This window comes from Pseudomonas sp. WAC2, assembly GCF_030403525.1.
Taxonomy (GTDB): Bacteria; Pseudomonadota; Gammaproteobacteria; order Pseudomonadales; family Pseudomonadaceae; genus Chryseomonas; species Chryseomonas luteola.
Genome location: NZ_JAUEPD010000001.1, coordinates 265389 through 286262 on the forward strand (window position 1 = coordinate 265389; position 20874 = coordinate 286262).

Annotated in this window: 17 protein-coding genes; 3 read left to right on the forward strand and 14 right to left on the reverse strand. The window is 53.5% G+C overall.

Going from position 1 to position 20874, the window contains the following annotated elements:
• Positions 1-35 precede the first annotated feature (35 nt).
• The 11 genes from lpxD to rpsB form a co-directional block, all read right to left on the reverse strand.
• A complete protein-coding gene (gene lpxD, locus QWJ10_RS01250) occupies positions 36-1100 on the reverse strand; it encodes a UDP-3-O-(3-hydroxymyristoyl)glucosamine N-acyltransferase (RefSeq protein WP_019364442.1) in 1065 nt (354 codons plus the stop codon).
• Complete coding sequence (locus QWJ10_RS01255) at positions 1100-1603, reverse strand: OmpH family outer membrane protein (RefSeq protein WP_074828089.1); 504 nt, start codon at positions 1601-1603, stop codon at positions 1100-1102. Before QWJ10_RS01255 ends, lpxD begins: the two co-directional genes overlap by 1 nt.
• 41 nt (positions 1604-1644) lie before the next feature.
• The gene (gene bamA, locus QWJ10_RS01260; RefSeq protein ID WP_019364440.1) at positions 1645-4011 is read right to left on the reverse strand and encodes an outer membrane protein assembly factor BamA; all 2367 of its coding nucleotides are present in this window, start codon (positions 4009-4011) and stop codon (positions 1645-1647) included.
• A gap of 74 nt (positions 4012-4085) precedes the next feature.
• A complete protein-coding gene (gene rseP / locus QWJ10_RS01265; protein WP_019364439.1) occupies positions 4086-5438 on the reverse strand; it encodes a sigma E protease regulator RseP in 1353 nt (450 codons plus the stop codon).
• 15 nt (positions 5439-5453) lie between these two features.
• On the reverse strand, positions 5454-6644 hold the full coding sequence (gene ispC / locus QWJ10_RS01270; RefSeq protein ID WP_289923742.1) for a 1-deoxy-D-xylulose-5-phosphate reductoisomerase: 1191 nt from the start codon (positions 6642-6644) through the stop codon (positions 5454-5456).
• The gene (locus QWJ10_RS01275; protein ID WP_289923744.1) at positions 6641-7456 is read right to left on the reverse strand and encodes a phosphatidate cytidylyltransferase; all 816 of its coding nucleotides are present in this window, start codon (positions 7454-7456) and stop codon (positions 6641-6643) included. Before QWJ10_RS01275 ends, ispC begins: the two co-directional genes overlap by 4 nt.
• Positions 7450-8205: a polyprenyl diphosphate synthase gene (gene uppS, locus QWJ10_RS01280; protein ID WP_010797381.1), complete on the reverse strand. Its 756-nt coding sequence runs from the start codon at positions 8203-8205 to the stop codon at positions 7450-7452. The genes QWJ10_RS01275 and uppS overlap by 7 nt, the downstream gene beginning before the upstream one ends.
• A gap of 15 nt (positions 8206-8220) precedes the next feature.
• Positions 8221-8778, reverse strand: a complete 558-nt coding sequence (gene frr, locus QWJ10_RS01285) for a ribosome recycling factor (protein ID WP_019364436.1) — start codon at positions 8776-8778, stop codon at positions 8221-8223.
• On the reverse strand, positions 8775-9518 hold the full coding sequence (gene pyrH / locus QWJ10_RS01290) for a UMP kinase (protein WP_010797379.1): 744 nt from the start codon (positions 9516-9518) through the stop codon (positions 8775-8777). The genes frr and pyrH overlap by 4 nt, the downstream gene beginning before the upstream one ends.
• A gap of 190 nt (positions 9519-9708) precedes the next feature.
• Positions 9709-10578 (reverse strand): translation elongation factor Ts, encoded by an 870-nt coding sequence (gene tsf, locus QWJ10_RS01295; protein ID WP_010797378.1) that lies wholly within the window; start codon positions 10576-10578, stop codon positions 9709-9711.
• Positions 10579-10701: 123 nt separating this feature from the next.
• Entirely contained in the window at positions 10702-11442 is a 741-nt protein-coding gene (gene rpsB / locus QWJ10_RS01300) for a 30S ribosomal protein S2 (RefSeq protein WP_019364435.1), read from the reverse strand.
• A gap of 280 nt (positions 11443-11722) precedes the next feature.
• On the opposite strand from rpsB, the gene map reads away from it, so the two are divergent.
• Genes map through dapC form a run of 3 tightly spaced genes read left to right on the forward strand, consistent with a single transcriptional unit; the run spans position 11723 to position 16456 of the window.
• Positions 11723-12505, forward strand: a complete 783-nt coding sequence (gene map / locus QWJ10_RS01305; protein WP_289923755.1) for a type I methionyl aminopeptidase — start codon at positions 11723-11725, stop codon at positions 12503-12505.
• A gap of 12 nt (positions 12506-12517) precedes the next feature.
• Positions 12518-15217 carry a [protein-PII] uridylyltransferase gene (locus QWJ10_RS01310; protein ID WP_289923757.1) on the forward strand — a complete coding sequence of 900 codons (2700 nt, stop codon included), beginning with the start codon at positions 12518-12520 and terminating at the stop codon, positions 15215-15217.
• A gap of 45 nt (positions 15218-15262) precedes the next feature.
• A complete protein-coding gene (gene dapC / locus QWJ10_RS01315) occupies positions 15263-16456 on the forward strand; it encodes a succinyldiaminopimelate transaminase (protein ID WP_289923758.1) in 1194 nt (397 codons plus the stop codon).
• 7 nt (positions 16457-16463) lie between these two features.
• On the opposite strand, the gene QWJ10_RS01320 is transcribed toward dapC, so the two are convergent.
• The 3 genes from QWJ10_RS01320 to QWJ10_RS01330 all read right to left on the reverse strand — a co-directional run bounded on the left by QWJ10_RS01320 (position 16464) and on the right by QWJ10_RS01330 (position 20820).
• On the reverse strand, positions 16464-18098 hold the full coding sequence (locus tag QWJ10_RS01320; RefSeq protein WP_289923760.1) for a Na+/H+ antiporter: 1635 nt from the start codon (positions 18096-18098) through the stop codon (positions 16464-16466).
• 214 nt (positions 18099-18312) lie between these two features.
• A complete protein-coding gene (locus tag QWJ10_RS01325) occupies positions 18313-19269 on the reverse strand; it encodes a class I SAM-dependent methyltransferase (protein WP_289924528.1) in 957 nt (318 codons plus the stop codon).
• A gap of 72 nt (positions 19270-19341) precedes the next feature.
• Positions 19342-20820: an iron-containing redox enzyme family protein gene (locus QWJ10_RS01330; RefSeq protein ID WP_289923763.1), complete on the reverse strand. Its 1479-nt coding sequence runs from the start codon at positions 20818-20820 to the stop codon at positions 19342-19344.
• Positions 20821-20874 lie beyond the last annotated feature (54 nt).

The window sequence follows — 20874 nt, forward strand, 5'->3', positions numbered from 1 at the left end:
GAGGCCTGTTCAAAAAAAAGGAAACGCCCGATGCGTTACTCTGCATCAGAAGCAGCGTCATCCTGTAAGGTCACGGCAGCTACTGTTTTTTCGAGAAGCTGCAGACGCCGAGCCATATCATCCAGGTGACGGATACGAGCCGCACTTTTTCTCCATTCGGCAGCAGGCTGCATTGCCGTGCCGGAAGAATAAGCGCCTGGCTCGGTAATCGAGCGGGTAACCATGGTCATGCCAGTAACGAAAACGTTATCGCAGACCTCAATATGTCCAACCATGCCGACACCGCCGGCAATTGTGCAATGGCGTCCGATCTTGGTACTGCCCGAGATCCCTACGCAAGCCGCCATCGCTGTGTGCTCACCAATTTGTACGTTGTGAGCAATCATTATCTGGTTGTCGAGCTTAACGCCATTACTGATGATCGTGTCGGCCAGCGCGCCTCGATCGATAGTAGTATTGGCGCCAATCTCGACATCATCGCCAATACTGACACCACCCAGCTGAGCAATTTTTTTCCATTGCCCCTGATGGTTCGCAAAACCAAATCCCTCGCCGCCGATAACGGCGCCTGACTGGATAACCACTCGCTTCCCAACTCGAACGTCGTGATACAGCGTAACTCGCGGTGCAAGCCATCCGTTTTCGCCGATCTGACTACGAGCACCGATGAAGCAATGCGCTCCAATGACAACACCTGCACCTATCGATACACCTGACTCGATAACTGCATACGCACCGACACTTGCCGTAGGATCTACAAAAGCGTCCTCAGCGACCAGTGCAGAAGGATGAATACCAGCTTTCGGCAGAGGTTTTCGATCAAACAGATGGGAAAGCTGCGCATAGGCAAGGTAAGGATTGGCGATTACCAGGCAATTGCCTGAAAATCCCTCCACTTCAGTCGGATGCAAGATCACAGCACCCGCTTTGGTGTCAGCCAAGTATTTCTTGTACTGGGCATTGGCAAGGAAACTCAACTGCTCGGGCTGGGCATCCTGCAATGTCGCAAGACCAGAAATGAGAAGCTCCGGGTTTCCCCGGAGCTCAGCTCCAAGGCGCTCTGCCAGCTGCCTTAGAGTGTAAGTGGTAGAGGTCATCATTAGCGGTTCTGGTTCATCCGCTCGATGACATCACGTGTAATATCATATTGAGGCTTGGCGTCAACCACAGCGCCACGCTCGATGACGATGTCGTAGTTGCCCTTCTTCAATACTTCCTCCACCGCTTTATCCAGCTTCGGTTTGAGCTGCTTCAACATATCGCGATCAGCTGCGGCCTTGGCTTCGTTCAGCTCTTTTGACTGAAACTGGAAGTCACGCGCTTTCTGCTTGAAGTCCGATTCAAGACGGTCACGTTCAGAATCCTTCATTTTATCGCCCCCAGCAGCAAGGCGACTTTGAATATTCTTCGCATCACCTTCCAGTGCCTTCAGCTTGTTAAGCTGTGGGCCGAACTTTTTCTCAGCGTCTACAGCGTATTTTTTTGCCGCATCCGACTCCAGGAGTGCCATTTGATAATTGAGCACCGCAATCTTCATCTCGGCAAAAGCCGGGGTGGCAACAACAGCGGCGGCGATCAAGGCGAAACGGAAGAACTTACGCACAATGCACTCCTGCGTTTAAACGCGATATAGAGTTAGATCAATTAGAACGTCTGGCCCAGCGAGAACTGGAATACCTGCGTATCGGCATTATCAGGCTTCTTGACGGGCATACCCAGACTGAAGCTTAACGGACCCAACGCAGTTACCCAAGTCAAGCCAACACCCACGGAGCTTGCCATATTGGAAAAGCTGACCTTGTTACAGCTGGCGCTATCCTTGTCGACCAAGCGGCACTTGGTGTCGAAGACACTACCCACATCCCAGAACAGCACTGTTCGCAGCTGACGCTGATCTTTCACGAAGGGCAAGGGGAACAGATATTCGGCCCCGCCTGTGATCAACACATTACCGCCAAATGGTTCAGGATCTTGATCGGTATCGGTCTCTTGACCTTGAGCCTTATATCTTCCAGAAGCAGGAGTACTCCTCGGACCAAGGCTGCTATCTTCAAAACCACGAACTGAATTAAAACCACCAGCATAGTAATTTTCATAAAATGGCAAGCCGCTGGTTGAACCATAACCATCGCCATATCCCAGCTCGGTATGGAAGCGAAGTGCAGTATTCTGCGTTAACCCAGCAAAAATCTGACCACGATAGTCAACTTTGTAATAGCTCAGATCGCTCCCCGGAATTGTTGTTTCCAGAGAAAGACTTTGCGAGTGCCCTCGAGTAGCCAGCACGCCTTTATTTAGGGTTGACTCTGACCAGCCGATTGACGCCTTAAAGTTAGTAAAGTTATCGCCTTCTTGCTCAATAAACTTATAAACTTCATCAACAGTGTAATTGTTGGGGTCAAGCTCATCACGCTGAACGCCAAGCCCAAAGTTCAGTCGAGACGTTTCACTAATCGGATAGCCAAAATTTACCCCAAAACCGAGGCTATTGATGGAATAACTGGAAATATCAACATCCAGATCATCATAGTCAGTTGAGCGGTAGAAAGCGTTATAACCAAGGCTTACGCCATCATCGGTCCAGTAAGGATCAGTAAAACTGAAGTTATATCGAGTCTGATATTCACTTCGCGTTAGGCCTACGCTAACCCGGTTCCCAGTACCTAAGAAGTTGCTCTGGCTGATAGATCCACCCAGGATTAAACCCGCACTTTGAGCAAAGCCAACACTTGCGGTAATAGAACCAGACGGTTGCTCTTCCACAGAGTAATTCACGTCGACCTGATCGTCAGTGCCAGGAACCTGCGGCGTCTCGACATTGACTTCCTTGAAATAGCCCAGACGTTCCAAACGGGTTTTGGACTGATCAATCAGGTAAGTGGAGGCCCAGCCACCTTCCATCTGGCGCATTTCGCGGCGGAGGACTTCATCTTCCGTCTTGGTATTGCCACGGAAATTGATACGATTTACATAGGCACGCTTGCCGGGATCGACTACAAAGGTCAACGAAACCGTATGGTCATCATCATGTGGTTCCGGTACACCGTTCACATTAGCGAACGTATAGCCTTCATTCCCGAGGCGGCGGGTGATCAGATCTGAGGTGCCAGTCATCACCTTTCGAGAGAACACCTGTCCGGGCTGTACCAACATCAGCTTGCGAATTTCTTCTTCCGGCACTTTCAGGTCACCTGAAAGTTTTACATCCCGAACGGTGTATTTTTCACCTTCGTTGACGTTGACCGTAATATAGACGTGTTTCTTATCAGGCGTAATCGATACCTGAGTCGAGGTGATATCCATATTGATATAACCACGATCAAGGTAATAGGAGCGCAAGCGCTCAAGATCGCCAGAAAGTTTTTCACGGGAATATTTATCGTCGTTTTTGAAGAAAGAAAGCAGATGGCTTTTCTTCAATTCGAACAGATCAATTAGATCCTGCTCTGGAAACACATGATTTCCGACAATATTAACCTGAGAGATCGTTGCCACTTCACCTTCGTTGATTTTGATTTTCAACTGAACGCGGTTACGTGGCTGCGGAATAACCTCGGTTTCGATATTGGCAGAATAGCGGCCTTGAGCAACATACTGACGAAGCAGCTCATTGCGCACACCTTCCAGCGTTGCCTGCTGGAAAATTTCACCTTCAGCCAAACCCGATTGTTGAAGACCTTTTTTAAGGTCGTCTTCTGAGATCGCCTTGTTGCCCTCAATAGTGATGCTTGAAATCGAGGGGCGCTCAACTACGCTCACAACCAGGACGTTACCGTCACGCCCTAATTGAATATCTTGGAAAAAACCCGTACGGAACAGGGAGCGAGTCGCATCGGAAAGGCGACGATCATCTACAGCATCGCCTACGTTAAGAGGTAATGCACCGAAAACGCTTCCGGCAGAAACCCTCTGCAAACCGTTTACACGAATATCGGAGATGGTGAAGGACTCGGCGTGAACCTCGCCGATCATCAGCGCGGCTATTACCGCAGGTAGCAGCAAGCGTTTCATGAGTCCCTTTTTTATTCCAACTGACAAATAAATAGCCTACCGCTTATACGGCAGACTAAGCGTTCAGCGGCGAGTTACAGACGCCCCAGGTCATTGACCAGAGCCAGTAACATGACACCAACAATTAGGCTTATACCAATCTGCATACCCCACGCCTGAATGCGCTCGGATACAGGTTTCCCTCTTGCCCACTCGACGAAGTAGAACAACAAATGTCCACCGTCCAGTACCGGCACAGGAAGCAGGTTTAAAACCCCAAGGCTTATGCTCAGGTAGGCCAGGAAGTTTAAGAAGTCACTGACACCTGACTGGGCAGAAGCGCCCGCCACTTTAGCAATGGTTATCGGCCCACTCAAGTTTTTTACCGAGAGTTCCCCAAGCAACATTTTCTTAAGCGAGTCGAGCGTCAGCAAACTCATGGTCCAAGTACGCAAAAGTCCCTGACCTACGGCCTCCAGCGGGCCATAGCTGACCTCCCGAAGCATTTCAGAGGGCCATTCCACGCCCTTGACACCAGCGCCCAAGTAGCCAGAGGCACTTTTTGCATCACCTTTACTAGAAAGCATAACTGGGACAGAGCGCTCAATTCCGGAACGATTAAGCACTAGGTTTACTGTTTGATTCGGGTGGGCACGAACATAATCGACCACCTCTTGCCAGTCGTTAACCGATGAACCATCAACCGAAACAATACGATCACCAGACTGAATACCTGCTCTGGAGGCAGGCCCTTCAGGATCTAGTTCAGCCACAACAGGTAGCAGTGCCGGACGCCATGGATGTATGCCGAGAGATCCAATAGGGTCCGGGCTATCAGAGTCCTTGAGCCAACCATCAAGCCGAATGGAATGCACTTCTTGCTGACTGTTACCAGACTCGCGAGTTTCCACGACCAACGTACCCGTTTCACCGAGACGGCGAACCAGCTTGAGATTGACCTCACCCCATCCGGAAACGGCCTTCCCATCAACCGAGACAATTTCATCGTTTGCCTGCAAGCCTGCTTGCGCAGCAAGACTACCTTCATCGACTTTTCCGACGACAGGCTTCACCTGTTGAGTTCCAAGCATGGCCAGAGCCCAAAAGAACACGATAGCCAATAAGAAATTGGCCACCGGCCCCGCCGCTACGATAGCGATACGCTGATATACAGACTTACGATTGAACGTTTGGTCGAGCTGGTCAGCAGAAACCTCCCCTTCTCGCTCATCCAGCATTTTTACATAACCGCCAAGCGGTATTGCTGCTACTACGAACTCAGTTCCCTGCCTATCATGCCAACGAAATAGCGCCTTACCAAATCCAACAGAGAAACGCAGGACCTTGACACCACATCGACGAGCGACCCAAAAGTGCCCAAACTCATGGAAAGTAACCAACACCCCTAATGCAATCAGGGTTCCAAGAATCATATACAGTGCACTCATGGCGTTCCTCCGCGCTTAGCGCCTGTGGCGCTCAAGCCAGGCATTGGCTAAGTCTCTGGCATGGCGATCCGCTTGCATGACACATTCAAGATCGGTTACGGCAGAGATTGTTTCCTGCTGGAGCACAGCCTCGATGATCTGCGGTATCTCATCAAAGCGCGCCCTGCCGTTTAGAAAGGCATCTACTGCCACTTCGTTCGCAGCGTTCAATATGGCAGGCGCGGTACCACCTGCGCTAATAGCTTCCCTCGCCAATCTGAGGCAAGGAAAGCGCTGCTCATCAGGCTTTTGAAAATCAAGGCGTGCTACTGCAAATAAGTCCAGAGGGCTAACTCCAGACTCTATTCGCTCAGGCCACGCCAAAGCATGAGCAATTGGGGTACGCATATCAGGATTGCCCAACTGCGCAAGAACCGAACCGTCAATGTAGTCCACTAACGAATGAATAACACTTTGAGGATGAACAACAACTTCAACCTGATCAGGCCTTGCATTGAACAACCAGCAGGCCTCAATGAACTCCAACCCCTTGTTCATCATGGTGGCAGAGTCTACTGAAATTTTACGTCCCATCGACCAGTTGGGATGCGCGCACGCCTGATCAGGCGTAACGTCACGCAATACGTCTAGTGAGGTTTCACGGAAAGGCCCGCCTGACGCCGTCAGCAAAATTCGCCGCACCCCTTTTGCCGCCAGTCCCTCTTCATAGCCTATTGGCAGGCATTGAAAAATAGCATTGTGCTCACTATCAATTGGTAACAGCTTTGCATTGTATGTTTTCACAGCCTGCATAAATAAGGAGCCGCTCATGACAAGCGCCTCCTTATTGGCAAGGAGAACCTTTTTTCCTGCCTTGACGGCTGCAAGGGTAGGCTTAAGACCTGCCGCGCCAACGATAGCAGCCACAACAGCATCAACATCAGGATAAGCTGATACTTCACTTAGCCCTGCCTCACCGACCAGCACTTGCGTCGAGAGTCCGGCCGCCTTGATTCTGCGCTCCAGCTCTTCGGCCTGAGCGCCGCCCGGCACTACAGCGAACCTCGGCTCATGAGTAATACAAAGCGCCCCGAGCTCATCGAGCCTGGTATAGCCAGTTAACGCAAATGCCCTGTAACGATCAGGATGACGTGCAATGACATCTAAAGTACTAAGACCTATCGATCCGGTAGCACCCAGTACGGTGATGTTTAGAGGACTAGTCACATAACACCCCAGCCCGACCACCAGAGAAGCGCTGCGTAAAGAGGCACTGCAGCAGTCAGACTATCAATACGATCCATGATGCCGCCATGCCCAGGTAGAAGCTGGCTACTGTCCTTAAGCCCCACCTGTCGCTTGAACATGCTTTCCGTAAGATCACCTACAACCGAAATAACGACAACCAGCGAAGCACCGATCAGAGCCTTAATCAGAGTATTGGCATCCCATCCGCGATAGAGACCTACACCCAATGTCAGCACAAGACTGGCTATTAGGCCGCCAATCATGCCCTCCCAGCTTTTACCTGGACTTACCTTAGGAGCAAGCTTGCGCTTGCCAAATGCCTTGCCGGAAAAATAAGCACCAATGTCAGCCACCCATACCAGTAGCATGACACCAAGAATAAGCCAATTATTGAGAGGCCACTGCTTCAGCAGGATCAACCCCTGCCAGGCAGGAACCAGGATAGCCACACCAATCAAAAGGCGTCGCCAAGTTGACTTCCAATAATGAGCGCTTTCTGGATAGGTCATTATGAGCACGGCAGCAAAAATCCACCAAGCCACTGCCATCGGCAGGATAGCCAATGCCAGCTGAGGCAGCTGCCAGCAGAACAGAAGAAGGAAAGCAATTACAGCTGCATAACCTACACGAGCCGCCTGAGAGACGAGCCCGGAAAGCCGAGCCCACTCCCAAGCACCCAGGGAAACCACTGCTCCGATAAAGGCAGCGAACATCCCACCTTCTAGCACAAAGAAGCCCCCAATCGCTACGGGCAGCAACACCAGAGCGGTAAGGACCCTTTGCTTTAGCATGATGCTCTCACTTCTGCTTCAATCTGCTCACTGGTCTTTCCAAAGCGTCTTTGCCGCGTCGCATAATCCGCCAACGCCTTACGCATAGCCTCATGTTTGAAGTCAGGCCAGAACAAGTCGGAAAAATATAGCTCCGCATAAGCCAATTGCCAGAGCAGGAAATTGCTGATGCGGTGCTCTCCACCCGTACGGATACATAGATCAGGTAAAGGCATGCCTGCGGTGGTCAAGCAGTTCTGAAGCAACTCAGGCGTTATCCGCTCAGGCTCAAGCGTACCCTCCTTGACTGCCTGCGCCAGCCGCTGGGCCGCCTGGGCGATGTCCCACTGACCACCATAATTGGCAGCCACCTGGAGTACCAGTCTTGTATGACCAGCAGTCAAGGCTTCTGCCTGCTCCATCTCACGCTGCAGTTCAGGATGAAACCTGGAACGATCTCCAATGATGCGAAGACGTATGCCGTTCTGATCGAGCTTTTTGGCTTCCCGTCGAAGCGCTGATAGAAACAGTTCCATCAATGCACTGACTTCATCAGTCGGGCGCCGCCAGTTTTCACTGGAAAACGCAAACAACGTGAGCACTTCGACACCGGCGTCCGCGCAGACTTCTATAGCCGCACGAACAGCGTCAACACCAGCTCTATGTCCTGCCACTCCAGGCAGTAACCGCCGGCGAGCCCAGCGGTTATTACCATCCATGATAATGGCGACATGACGCGGTACTACAGAACTAGGGTCGCTATTGCCCATCTTGCATCCCTGCCGTCAAACGGCCATCAAATCAGTTTCCTTAGCCTCCAAGGCCTTATCGACCTCAGCGACATATTTATCAGTCAATTTCTGGATCTCATCCTGCGCACGACGCTCTTCGTCTTCGCTGATTTCCTTTTCCTTGAGCAGATCCTTCAGCTGAGCCAGCGCATCACGGCGAATATTCCGCACGGAAACACGAGCCTGTTCAGCCTCCTGGCGCGCCTGCTTAGTGAAACCCTTTCGAGTTTCCTCAGTTAGAGCCGGCATCGGGACGCGAATGGTAGTCCCGGCTGTCGCGGGGTTCAGTCCCAGATCCGAAGTCATGATGGCTTTTTCAACAGCCTGAATCATGCTTTTATCAAAAACAGTCAGCGCCAACGTACGGGAATCTTCCACGGTCACATTGGCCACCTGGCGCAGCGGCGTGTCACTACCGTAATAGGACACCATAACGCTATCAAGAATGCTTGGATGAGCGCGTCCAGTACGGATCTTGGCGAAAGCGTGACCAAGCGCTTCAATGGTCTTGGTCATTCGGCTTTGAGCTTCTTGCTTTATTTCATTGATCATACTGTGCCCTCTTCGATCAAAGTACCTTCTCCGCCGCCTACAACAATATTCAGCAAGGCGCCGGATTTATTCATATTGAACACCCGAAGCGGCATCTTATGATCACGACACAGACAGATTGCTGTCAGGTCCATCACGCCCAGCTTACGGTCGAGCACTTCGTCATACGTCAAGCGATCGAACCTTTCCGCATTCGGATCCTTGAAAGGATCTGCAGTGTACACGCCATCGACCTTGGTTGCCTTAAGCACCAGATCAGCCTCAACTTCGATAGCACGCAAGCAGGCAGCCGAATCAGTGGTAAAGAATGGGTTACCCGTACCAGCCGAGAAAATAACCACCTCGCCGTTCTGCAACTGACGCATAGCCTTACGGCGATCATACTGATCAGTCACACCCACCATGGAGATGGCTGACATAACAGTTGCCGGGATATTGGAGCGCTCCAGGGAATCACGCATGGCCAGCGCATTCATAACGGTAGCCAGCATACCCATATGGTCACCCGTAACACGGTCCATACCTGCGGCTGACAACGCAGCCCCACGGAACAGGTTACCACCACCAATCACCAGCCCGACCTGAACACCGATACCAACAAGCTGACCGATTTCCAAGGACATACGATCAAGCACTTTTGGGTCAATCCCGAAATCTTCGGATCCCATTAGGGCTTCGCCGCTGAGTTTAAGCAGAATACGTTTGTAACGGGGTTGGCGACCACTCATCTGCTGAGCCATTCAGTCTCTCCTGCGACGATTTGAAATAATAAAAAACAAATCATTTTCCCATTACCGAACCGGAACGTCAGCGTTGACGCATCGATAGTGGGATCGTTACCAAATAAAAAAGAAAACCCATACCTTCGCTACTTGAAAAAAGAGGCCGCACGCGGTGGCGGGCAGCCTCTTTTTCAGCATCGATAGCGTCTTACTGCTTGCTGGCTGCGACCTGAGCGGCCACCTCAGCTGCGAAGTCCACTTCGGCTTTCTCGATACCTTCACCTACTTCGTAACGGACGAAGGAAACGATTTCAGCGCCAGCCTTCTTGGCCAGATCGCCAACCTTGACTTCTGGATCCTTTACAAAAGGCTGCTCAACCAGGCTTGCCTCAGCCAGGAACTTGTTGATACGGCCTTTGACCATGTTTTCAACAATATTTTCCGGTTTGCCAGCAATCTTGTCTGCGTTCAGCGCCAGGAAGATTTCTTTTTCCTTGGCGATCGCTTCTTCAGAAACCTGGGAAGGGTTCAGGAACTGAGGGTTGCTTGCGGCAATGTGCATCGCGATATCACGAGCCAGCTCAGGCGTACCACCGTTCAGAGCAACGACAACACCGATGCGGTGGCCGTGCAGGTAGGCACCTATCACATCACCTTCCACACGAGTCAGGCGACGAATAGTGACGTTTTCGCCTGTCTTGGAAACCAGCGCCAGACGCGCCTCTTCCTGGGACTCTACCAGCGGAGCAGCATCAGTCAGCTTCTGATCGAACGCCTTATTCAAGCTATCTGCAACGAAAGCCTTGAAGTCATCCTGCAGAGCCAGGAAGTCAGTCTGGGAGTTGACTTCGATGATCAGAGCAGCCTTGTTGTCGTCGGAAACCTTGACAGCAATCGCACCTTCAGCAGCGATGTTACCAGCCTTCTTGGCCGCCTTGATGGCGCCAGCTGCACGCATATCATCGATGGCTTTCTCGATGTCGCCGCCGGCAGCAGTCAACGCCTTCTTGCAATCCATCATGCCAAGGCCGGTACGCTCACGCAGTTCTTTGACCAGGGCCGCAGTAATCTCTGCCATGCTCGAATCCTCTTGAATCAGTGTCTAAACCAATGCCCTAGGGCAGTAATTCTCTGAGTGGCAAAAAGGGGGCCTAGCCCCCTTCCTGCTCACTGAATGTCCAAGTCTTTACGACAGGGTCAATCAGCCTTCAGCAGCTTCGCTCGCTGCTTCTTGAACGAACTCTTCAGGTGTTGCACCTGCGTTCTGCTTACCACGCAGTACGGCATCAGCCGTGGCGCTCAGGTACAGCTGGACAGCGCGGAAGGCGTCATCGTTACCCGGGATGATGTAATCAACGCCTTCAGGGCTGCTGTTGGTATCAACAACACCGATAACCGGGATACCAAGCTTGTTCGCTTCGGTGATCGCGATGCGCTCGTGATCAACGTCGATAACGAACAGAGCGTCCGGCAGACCGCCCATTTCCTTGATACCACCCAAGCTGCGCTCGAGCTTCTCGAGATCGCGAGTGCGCATCAGCGCTTCTTTCTTGGTCAGCTTGGTGAAGGTGCCGTCTTCAGCCTGAACTTCAAGCTCACGCAGACGCTTGATGGACTGACGAATAGTCTTATAGTTCGTCAGCATACCGCCCAACCAGCGGTGATCCACGAAAGGCATGCCACAACGAGCAGCTTCTTCGCGAACGATCTTGCCAGCGGAACGCTTGGTACCAACGAACAGGATCTTGTTCTTGCCAGAAGCCAGGCGCTCAACAAAGCTCAGCGCTTCGTTGAACATTGGCAGAGTCTTTTCGAGGTTGATGATGTGAATCTTGTTACGCGCGCCGAAAATGTACTTACCCATTTTCGGGTTCCAGTAACGGGTCTGGTGGCCGAAGTGCACACCGGCCTTCAGCATGTCGCGCATGTTGACTTGGGACATTGATATTTCCTCAATAAGTCGGGTTGGGCCTCCACGCATCCCAATGACCAACTCCTTGCAGAGCACCCAGGCCATCGTGCCGATACGTGTGTGGGGTTTAGGGCGTTTTAGGGCTATTGCCCGAAAAGCGCCGCGCTTTATACCACAGAAGTCAGCCGAATTAAACCATGGCAGACTAATGCGATTGGGATGGTGACGAAGGACAGGTTTGTTAGAATCCTGTCCAACCCTCTTATTTTAGTTCATATGCAGGCTGCCTGCGCAGCGCTTAGAGATTCTAATGACCGTTATTATCAAGACTCCCGAAGACATCGAGAAAATGCGTATCGCCGGCCAACTGGCGGCTGATGTACTGGAAATGCTGGATGAGCATGTTAAGCCGGGCGTTACGACCGAAGAGCTGAATAAGCTTTGCCACGACTATATCGTCAATGTGCAACAGGCTATTCCGGCGCCACTCAATTACAAGGGCTACCCCAAGTCCATTTGTACTTCGCTTAATCATGTCGTCTGTCATGGCATCCCCAATGACAAGCCACTCAAGAAAGGCGACATCCTTAACGTGGATATAACGGTTATCAAAGACGGCTACCACGGCGATACCAGCAAGATGTACTGCGTCGGCGAAGTGGCCGAGTGGGCAAAGCGACTCTGTGAGGTAACTCAGGAGTGCCTATATAAAGGTATTTCGGTTGTTCGCCCCGGCGCCCGGCTGGGTGATATTGGCGAAATCATTCAGAAGCACGCTGAAAAACAGGGTTTTTCCGTGGTGCGCGAGTATTGTGGTCATGGTATCGGAAAGGGCTTTCATGAGGAGCCGCAGGTTGTTCACTATGGGCGTACTGGAACAGGCCTTGAACTCAAGGAAGGCATGATCTTCACCATTGAGCCGATGATCAACCAGGGCCGCGCTGAAACCAAGCTGCTTGGTGACGGTTGGACGGCCATCACCAAGGACCGCAAGCTGTCTGCTCAGTGGGAACACACCGTACTGGTTACCGCCGATGGCTATGAAATTCTGACACTGCGCAAAGACGAAACCATTTCCCGCACCCCCGCATGAGGTAATACGGGTATGCCCCAGGTAGATCCCGAACTGTTCGACCGCGGACAGTTTCAGGCTGAACTCGCATTAAAGACCAGCCCCATCGCCGCATTCAAAAAGGCGATCCGCAAGGCAAATGAGGTATTGGACGAGCGATTTTCAGCCGGGCGCAGCACGCGTCGCCTGGTTGAGGATCGAGCCTGGTTCGTTGACCAGATACTGTGCGAAGCCTGGCAACGACTGAACTGGGGTAATGCACAGATTGCCTTGCTCGCCGTAGGGGGGTATGGCCGCGGCGAGCTGCATCCGCAATCAGACATCGACTTGCTCATTTTACTGGGCTCGGAAGATCAGGAAGCGCATCGGGAAGCCATTGAGGGCTTCCTGACGTTGCTATGGGATATCGGCCTTGCTGTCGGACAGAGTGTGCGCTCGGTTCAGGAGTGCGCGGATGAGGCCAGGGCCGACCTGACCGTCATCACCAATCTGATGGAGTGCCGTACCATTGCCGGCCCGGAAGCCCTTCGTCTGAGGATGCTGGATGTAACCAGCCCCAAGCGAATGTGGCCCAGCCGTGATTTCTTTCTGGCAAAGCGGGATGAGCAGAAAGCCCGGCATGCCAAGTACAACGACACGGAATACAACCTTGAGCCCAACGTCAAAGGCTCACCGGGTGGATTACGTGATATCCAGGCACTCTTGTGGGTTGCACGTCGCCATTTCGGGACGCTGAACCTGCATGCGCTGGTTGGTCAGGGTTTTCTGACTGAAAGCGAATGTTCGCTGCTGGCTTCCAGTCAGGAGTTCCTGTGGAAGGTGCGTTACGCCCTGCATATGCTGGCAGGCCGCCCTGAGGATCGCCTTCTGTTTGATCATCAGCGCCGCATCGCCGGCCTCCTGGGTTATGAAGACAGCGATGCGAAGCTGGCCGTTGAGCGCTTCATGCAGAAGTATTATCGCGTGGTCATGGACATTGCCCAGCTCAACGATGTTGTCATGCAGCACTTTGAGGAGGCCATCCTGCGGGATGACGAAAGCGAGCCAACGCAGCCTCTTAACAGCCGTTTCCAGTTACGGGACGGCTATATTGAGGTTACGCATCCGGAGGTATTCAAGCGTACCCCCTTTGCACTGCTGGAAATTTTCGTGCTGATGGCTCAGCACCCGGAAATCAAGGGTGTTTCTGCGGGTACGATCCGGTTGCTTCGCGACCACCGTCATCTGATCAATGACGAATTCCGACATGACATCCGCAACACCAGCTTATTTATCGAGTTGTTCAAGAGCCGCGAAGGCATTCATCGCAACCTTCGCCGTATGAACCGCTACGGTATTCTTGGCCTGTACTTGCCGGAGTTCGGCCAAATCATCGGTCAGATGCAGCATGACCTGTTCCATATCTATACGGTCGATGCGCATACACTCAATTTGATCAAGCATCTGCGCAAACTGAACCGACCGGAGATGACGGAAAAGTATCCCCTGGCCACGCGGGTGATGAACAAGCTGCCTAAACCGGAGTTGATCTATATTGCCGGTCTTTACCATGACATTGGCAAGGGTCGAGGCGGTGATCATTCGGAGCTGGGCGCCGTAGATGCCGAAGCGTTCTGCCGCCGCCATCAGCTACCCGAATGGGACAGCAACCTAATCTGTTGGCTGGTACGCAATCACTTGGCGATGTCGACCACAGCGCAGCGCAAGGATTTGTCTGACCCCCTGGTGATTCATGACTTTGCACAGACGGTAGGCGACCAGGTCCATCTGGATTACCTCTATGCGCTCACTGTGGCAGATATCAACGCGACCAACCCCAACCTCTGGAACTCCTGGCGCGCCAGCCTCCTGCGGCAGCTGTATACCGAGACCAAGCGTGCCTTGCGCCGCGGACTTGAGAATCCGGTAGAACGTGAAGAGCAAATTCGCCAGACACAGAGTTCAGCCATCGATATCCTGGTGCGTAATGGCATCGATCAAGATGATGCCGAACACCTGTGGGGACAGCTCGGCGACGACTATTTCCTGCGTCACACTGCCAGCGATGTAGCGTGGCACACCGAAGCTATTTTGAGTCATCCCAATGACGGTAATCCGCTGATCCTGATCAAGGAGACTACCCAACGCGAGTTTGAAGGCGGTACCCAGATCTTCATTTATGCGCAGGACCAGCACGACTTCTTTGCCGTGACTGTGGCGGCAATGGACCAGCTGAACCTGAGCATCCAGGACGCGCGTATTATTACGTCCACCAGCCAGTTTACCCTGGATACCTACGTTGTACTCGACGCGGACGGAGGCTCTATCGGCAATAATCCGGCCCGTATCCAGCAGATCAGAAGCGGCTTGATCCAGACCCTGAAGACCCCTGAAGAGTACCCCAACATCATCAACCGACGTGTCCCTCGTCAGCTCAAGCATTTTGCGTTCGCGCCACACGTGAATATCTATACGGATGCTCAGCGCGCCGTGAGCCTGATTGAGCTGACCGCCCCTGATCGCCCGGGCCTGTTGGCTCGCGTGGGCGGTATATTCCTGGATTTCGATCTGTCGGTTCAGAATGCCAAAATCGCCACGTTGGGCGAGCGTGTTGAAGACGTCTTTTATGTTACGGATGCTCAAGGGCAGCCCCTGTCGGATCCGAAGCTGTGCGAGCAACTTCAACAAGCGCTGATCAAAAACCTAAGCGGGGCCAATGGCTCAGAAACGCCGTTGCTACGCATCAGTATCTAATGGACAACTCAGCCTAAGGCCAGGCTGCACTCGCGAGACCTGTATATGAACGATGCCTTGAACCTGCTCCAGCCCTACCCTTTCGAAAAACTGCGCGCGCTGCTGGCAGGTGTCCAGCCACCAGCAGATAAAAAGGCCATCGCGTTATCAATCGGCGAACCTAAACACCCCTCCCCAGCGTTTGTCGCAAAAGCGCTGACCGAGCACCTTGACCAATTGGCGGTCTATCCAACAACAGCCGGACTGCCTGCTTTGCGCGAAGCGATTGTGACGTGGTGCGAGCAGCGTTTTCGTGTACCGACCGGCTGGATGGATGCAGCTCAGCATGCCTTACCGGTAACCGGCACGCGCGAAGCGCTTTTCTCCTTTACACAGGCGGTGGTGAATCGCCAGGAAGGCGCGCTGGTAGTAAGCCCCAACCCTTTCTATCAGATCTATGAAGGCGCCACGCTGCTGGCTGGTGCGCTGCCGCACTACCTGCCCTGCCTGCCCGAGAAAGGTTTTAATCCTGACTTCGATGCCGTTCCAGCCGAAATATGGGATCGCTGCCAGTTGCTGTTCCTGTGCTCTCCTGGCAACCCAACCGGAGCATTGTTGCCTGTCGAGACCTTGAAGCGTTTGATCGAGCTGGCCGACCAGCATGACTTCGTGATTGCAGCAGATGAGTGCTATAGCGAGTTGTATTTCGATGAAAACAACCCACCTGCTGGCCTTTTGACAGCCTGCGCGGAGTTAGGTCGTAAGGACTTCAGCCGTTGCGTGGTCTTTCACAGCCTGTCCAAGCGCTCGAATCTACCTGGTTTGCGCTCAGGCTTCGTTGCAGGGGACGCTGAGATTCTCAAACGCTTCCTGCTGTATCGGACCTACCACGGCTGCGCCATGCCGATCCAGGTACAGCGCGCCAGCATTGCCGCATGGAGCGATGAGATCCACGTACGCGAGAACCGCGTGCTTTACCGGGAAAAATTCGACGCTGTGCTGGCAATACTAAAAGATGTATTGGAGGTCGAGCGCCCGGACGGAGGTTTTTACCTCTGGGCTAAGACACCGTTAGATGACGAGTCCTTCGCCCGTGAGCTATACGCAAAGGAACATGTTACCGTTGTGCCAGGCTCCTACCTTTCCCGGACGGTGGACGGCGTGAATCCTGGTGCCAATCGGGTTCGCATGGCCTTGGTAGCACCTCTGAACGAGTGTATCGAAGCAGCCGAGCGTATCCGCGCATTCTGCAGCCGCTGACGCCTGCTCAGCCTGCCGTTGAAGCTGGCAGGCTGCGCATCAGTGTCGCCTCGCTGAAGTCCAGATCACTCAGGACTTCAGCGACGATTTCATCGTCGATTACGCCAGACAAGCGCATACGATAGAGCTCCCGACGCTGAGCCCGGATAGCCAGCAACCGCAGCTGCGTTTCAATAAACAGACTGGTTCGGGCACGCGCCTGAACCTCCTCCGTGTCCTGGTAGATATCAAGCTGTTCGCGAAACTCGGCCATGAGCTGCGTCTTGATTTCCGCCTTCAATCCCGCACGCGCAGGATCTTCGTCATCAATGTTTTCCGCCTCAAGGGCGCGAAGAGCCGCTTCTGCCGTATTACGCCGAATCTCTCGGCGCTCACGGTCGGCAGCCTCATTGGTACCCACACTTAGTCCACGCAGCAGCAGGGGTAATCCAATGCTGGCCGCCAGCAGGGACAGCAGGATTACGCCCGCAGCAATAAAGATCAGGACATCGCGCTGGGGGAATGGCTGTCCATTCGCGAGAATAATGGGTAGAGACAGTACACCTGCCAGCGTCACGGCCCCGCGTACACCTGCAATTGACGCAATAATTGCGGTACGTTGGAAATCATTGCCCGGCATAGCCTCATGATGTCGGGAGATGCGCCAATACAGGTTCATGACCAAGTAACGCAGCAGGATCAGCGCCAGGAAGATCAGAGTCACCTCCCCCATCAGCCACCCTAGCGTTTTGTAGACATGCTCGGAAGGCTTGAGCACGGCAGCAATGATGTCGGGCAGCTGCAGGCCCAAGAGCAGGAACACCAGCCCATTGAAGGTGAACTCCAGCATCGACCAGATACTGTGGTTGAGCAATCGAGTACGCGACTGCCTGGGCAGCATGTCGATACGGCTTTGCACAAGCCCGGCGGCAACCGCAGAAAGAATGCCTGAGAAGCCCAGGTGTTCGGCAATGACATAAGCGGCAAATGGCAATAGAAGCAAGAAGACGACATAGGGTGCAGGATCCGTCCACCCATGCTCGACCAGCCAGTTACGGGCCTGCCCTGTCAGCCAGCTGAGCGCCGCCCCTGTAAAGAGACCGCCAATGGCAACCATGAGAAACGTCAGACTCGCATCTGCCAGCGAAAATACGCCCGTCATGGCAGCCGCTACGGCAAAGCGAAAGGTGACAAGACCGGACGCATCATTGAAAAGTGCTTCACCCTGCAGGATATGCATCAGCCGCTTGGGCAGTTTCCCACGTGCAATTCCGGACACCGCAACGGCATCGGTCGGCGACAGAACCGCGGCCAGTGCAAAGGCTACCGGCCAGGACAAGCCAGGCACCAGCCAGTGAATAAAGGCGCCAGCGGCCAAAACGGTGATGAATACCAGACCAAACGCCAGCGTCAGGATAGGCGCCCGAAGCCGCCAGAGTTCGCGCTTCGGCATGCGCCACCCATCGGAGAACAGAAGTGGCGGAATGAATAAGAGCATGAACAGTTCAGGATCAAGCGCGACATGCAAGCCCAGGGATGGCAACGCCAGTAACGCCCCGACAACGACCTGGATCAGTGGAAGCGGCACGGGAAGAAACTGAGCACTCAAGCGGGTCGCGCCCACCACAAGCAGCATGATCAAGATGGTATAAACGAGTGTCACCGCTTCTCTCCGCTGGCTACCGAGCCGATCCGCCCGATCTGTACGACACGATCCCTATCGACAAGCCCTGCAAAGACACGTTCGGCAATGCCGCGCCCAAACGGTAGGCATGAGGTGTCATGAGGTCATACACCTCACCCAAGGCTCGCCAGTACGTCGTGCTGGCGCCAACTGGACGCCCTCAACTAAGAGGACGTCACGTTGAAAGACAGTTTCAGGCAGGGCGGGTAACGGTCAGGGTTACAGCCGCGATGCGGTCGGCCTGTGCATAAACACCGGATTCCAGTTCTTCACCGAAGACATCCGGGTCCATCTCACGATAACGCCAGACCAAATCTGTTTTGGCTAACCGCTCCTGGACAGCCTCTAGGAACGGATCCTGGCTGCCCACCATGGCCACGCCGGTATACAGCAGCAAGGTTCCCGCTGGTGCCAAGCGCTCCAGCGCGGCGTCCAGAATGGAAAGAGAGAGTCCGGCTCCCAGCGGCCCGCCCCCGTGGCGATAGGCGCGTTCGGTAGGGTCGACCAGATAAGGCGGATTGGAAATAATAAGATCGAACTCGCCTTCAACATCATTCAGCAGATTGCTATGCCGAGCCACCACATTGGTCGCCTCAGCCATGTCCGCATTGATTTCAGTAAAGCGGAGCGCGCGATCGTTGATATCAACAGCCAAGACCTCGGCGCCTGGCCTCGCCAGCGCGACAAGTATCGCACCCGGGCCTGCACCACTGCCGATATCGACTGCCCGCCGGATCTGCCCAGTTTCGAAGCGCAGCTGGGCTTCGATAGCGTTGGCGTAGCGATAGGTATCTGGACCAAAGAACACTGCATCCGCCTCGTCCGTAGGATAAGCGGAGTGGACGAACAGCTGATCGCCCAAAGTCGACACACGAACCTTGCTGCGCCAACCATCCTGGTAGGATTCCAGGATGTCGGCGGCCTGCATGGCTTCGAAAAGCTCGGGTGAAATGAGCCCCTGTTTGAAAGGCCGACTCCAGCCAAAAATACCTTGCAAGTCCTTCGCCCACTCGTTGCCGGGGCGACTATTGACGCGGGCATGTGAGGCCGGCGTTATTGTGATGAATTGGTAATGAGCGTCGCGTAATGCTTCGATCAGGAGACGAAAAGGTTGGACCGAGTGTTTGGAGATTGCAGGCTGTTCGCGCATCTGTGTATCCGTCACGCAGTTTGATCCTTTAGAAACAGGACAGGGCCCTCGTTGGGCCCTGTCGTTGGATGGTCAGTTGAAAAGCTTGTTGAAGAGGCGTGTGGCCAACAGTCCAGAGGCGGTATGGTGATTGGCTGGCGACATCATCTCGATCAGAAGCGCCATACCCGCTTCGCGAGTCGGCTGGCACGCCAAGCGTTGCTCCAACGCTGCGGCTTCGCTGTCAAAGTCATTTACCTCTCCAATGGAGGCATTTGAGGCCGCATTATCGCCTGCGCTTTGACAAAGCGCTTCCTGCTGGCGCTGCTTGGCGCGAAAGCTCAGCTCCCGCTTAGGCAAGATAGCAACTCGGTCCTGCCCTGCCTGGTCCTTGGCTATTACCTTGGCACCGGTGTGCACCAGATCACCCGCAATCCAGTCATGAATAAGCTGCTGCTCATAGGCAGTAAACACACCAAACATTTCGGCACGCTCACCTTGTATGAGCTTCCAGAAACGGCTGTTTTGTGGGTCTTCATGGCGCTTGATCCAGCCTTGAGCCTCCATGGCTTCAAGAAAGGCCGGTATCTGAGCTGGATCGGCCAGCCACTCACTTACATTGCGCCCACCGATTCGGCAGTAATCAGAATGCACGTATTTGCCGACGGTGCTTTTCTCTGCCAGTAGCGAAATAACCTCCTGTTCAAGATCGAACGAGCCAATGACAGACGTTGTGCCTGCGCCCAGGTTATTGAGCAGATAGCCCTGAGCTACACGTCGATAGAATGCTTCGCGATCTTCTACCGGCATGGCGTCATGAACGGCCTGCAGGGCCTTCTTTGCATGACCGGTACCGGCGTTATCGACCGTCACGTGCAACGTAAAGTAATAAGGATCGATCCCAAGCTCATTCAACTCGTAAGAGGTAATGAGCAGATGAAGCGGCAACTGTTCATAGCCGAGGTTGAAGCCAATGATCTCGGGCAGGAAATGCTCGGCGTTATAGGCCAGCGCCAGCTGGATCGCGCCCTGAACATAATGATCATCGCTCAGGCCATCCCAGTCTTCACAACCGTTACTGGCCAGCAATTTCTTATACAGGACGACATGATTCTTGTCTGGCAAACCCTCGCCCAACTCTTCCAGATAGATCTGGATAGGTGCAGTGAAACGGGTGTCATTCCAGCGCTGCAAAATACCGTACAGCCAGGCGCCGTCTACCAGTTTGGTCGGGGCAACCCCTCTCAAAAAGTAGAGCGCATGGGATTTACTCGTGAAATAACGACGAGGGGCGCCTGCCTTTCGCGACTTAAGATAGGCTCGGTACTCCTGACCTACCTGCTCGGTACTTTGTAGCATCCAGCGCTCTAGCCCTTGCGGATCCTCCGGCAAATCGGATGGCATAGGTCGAGTCGCACTCAGCTGCTCGTCAAGATAGTGCCGAGCCTTTTCGAGCGCGTCAGCCGCGGGTTTCTGTTCAAGCAGAGAAAAATAAAGATGACGGGATGGCTCAAGGGCGTACGGCGTTAACACAGCCTGTCGGCTCGTCGTGGCTCGTGTAGTGGTCTGCATACGTCAGCACATCTGGCAGTTAATAATTGTACAGGTTGTACAATTTGGCCCCTG

Coding starts and splice junctions, on each gene's coding strand:
- dapC (WP_289923758.1), top strand. CDS start 15,263: ATGAACGATGCCTTGAACCTGCTCCAGCCCTACCCTTTCGAAAAACTG.
- rpsB (WP_019364435.1), bottom strand. CDS start 11,442: ATGTCCCAAGTCAACATGCGCGACATGCTGAAGGCCGGTGTGCACTTC.
- uppS (WP_010797381.1), bottom strand. CDS start 8,205: ATGGGCAATAGCGACCCTAGTTCTGTAGTACCGCGTCATGTCGCCATT.
- tsf (WP_010797378.1), bottom strand. CDS start 10,578: ATGGCAGAGATTACTGCGGCCCTGGTCAAAGAACTGCGTGAGCGTACC.
- QWJ10_RS01275 (WP_289923744.1), bottom strand. CDS start 7,456: ATGCTAAAGCAAAGGGTCCTTACCGCTCTGGTGTTGCTGCCCGTAGCG.
- bamA (WP_019364440.1), bottom strand. CDS start 4,011: ATGAAACGCTTGCTGCTACCTGCGGTAATAGCCGCGCTGATGATCGGC.
- map (WP_289923755.1), top strand. CDS start 11,723: ATGACCGTTATTATCAAGACTCCCGAAGACATCGAGAAAATGCGTATC.
- QWJ10_RS01325 (WP_289924528.1), bottom strand. CDS start 19,269: ATGCGCGAACAGCCTGCAATCTCCAAACACTCGGTCCAACCTTTTCGT.
- QWJ10_RS01310 (WP_289923757.1), top strand. CDS start 12,518: ATGCCCCAGGTAGATCCCGAACTGTTCGACCGCGGACAGTTTCAGGCT.
- QWJ10_RS01330 (WP_289923763.1), bottom strand. CDS start 20,820: ATGCAGACCACTACACGAGCCACGACGAGCCGACAGGCTGTGTTAACG.
- lpxD (WP_019364442.1), bottom strand. CDS start 1,100: ATGATGACCTCTACCACTTACACTCTAAGGCAGCTGGCAGAGCGCCTT.
- frr (WP_019364436.1), bottom strand. CDS start 8,778: ATGATCAATGAAATAAAGCAAGAAGCTCAAAGCCGAATGACCAAGACC.
- pyrH (WP_010797379.1), bottom strand. CDS start 9,518: ATGGCTCAGCAGATGAGTGGTCGCCAACCCCGTTACAAACGTATTCTG.
- rseP (WP_019364439.1), bottom strand. CDS start 5,438: ATGAGTGCACTGTATATGATTCTTGGAACCCTGATTGCATTAGGGGTG.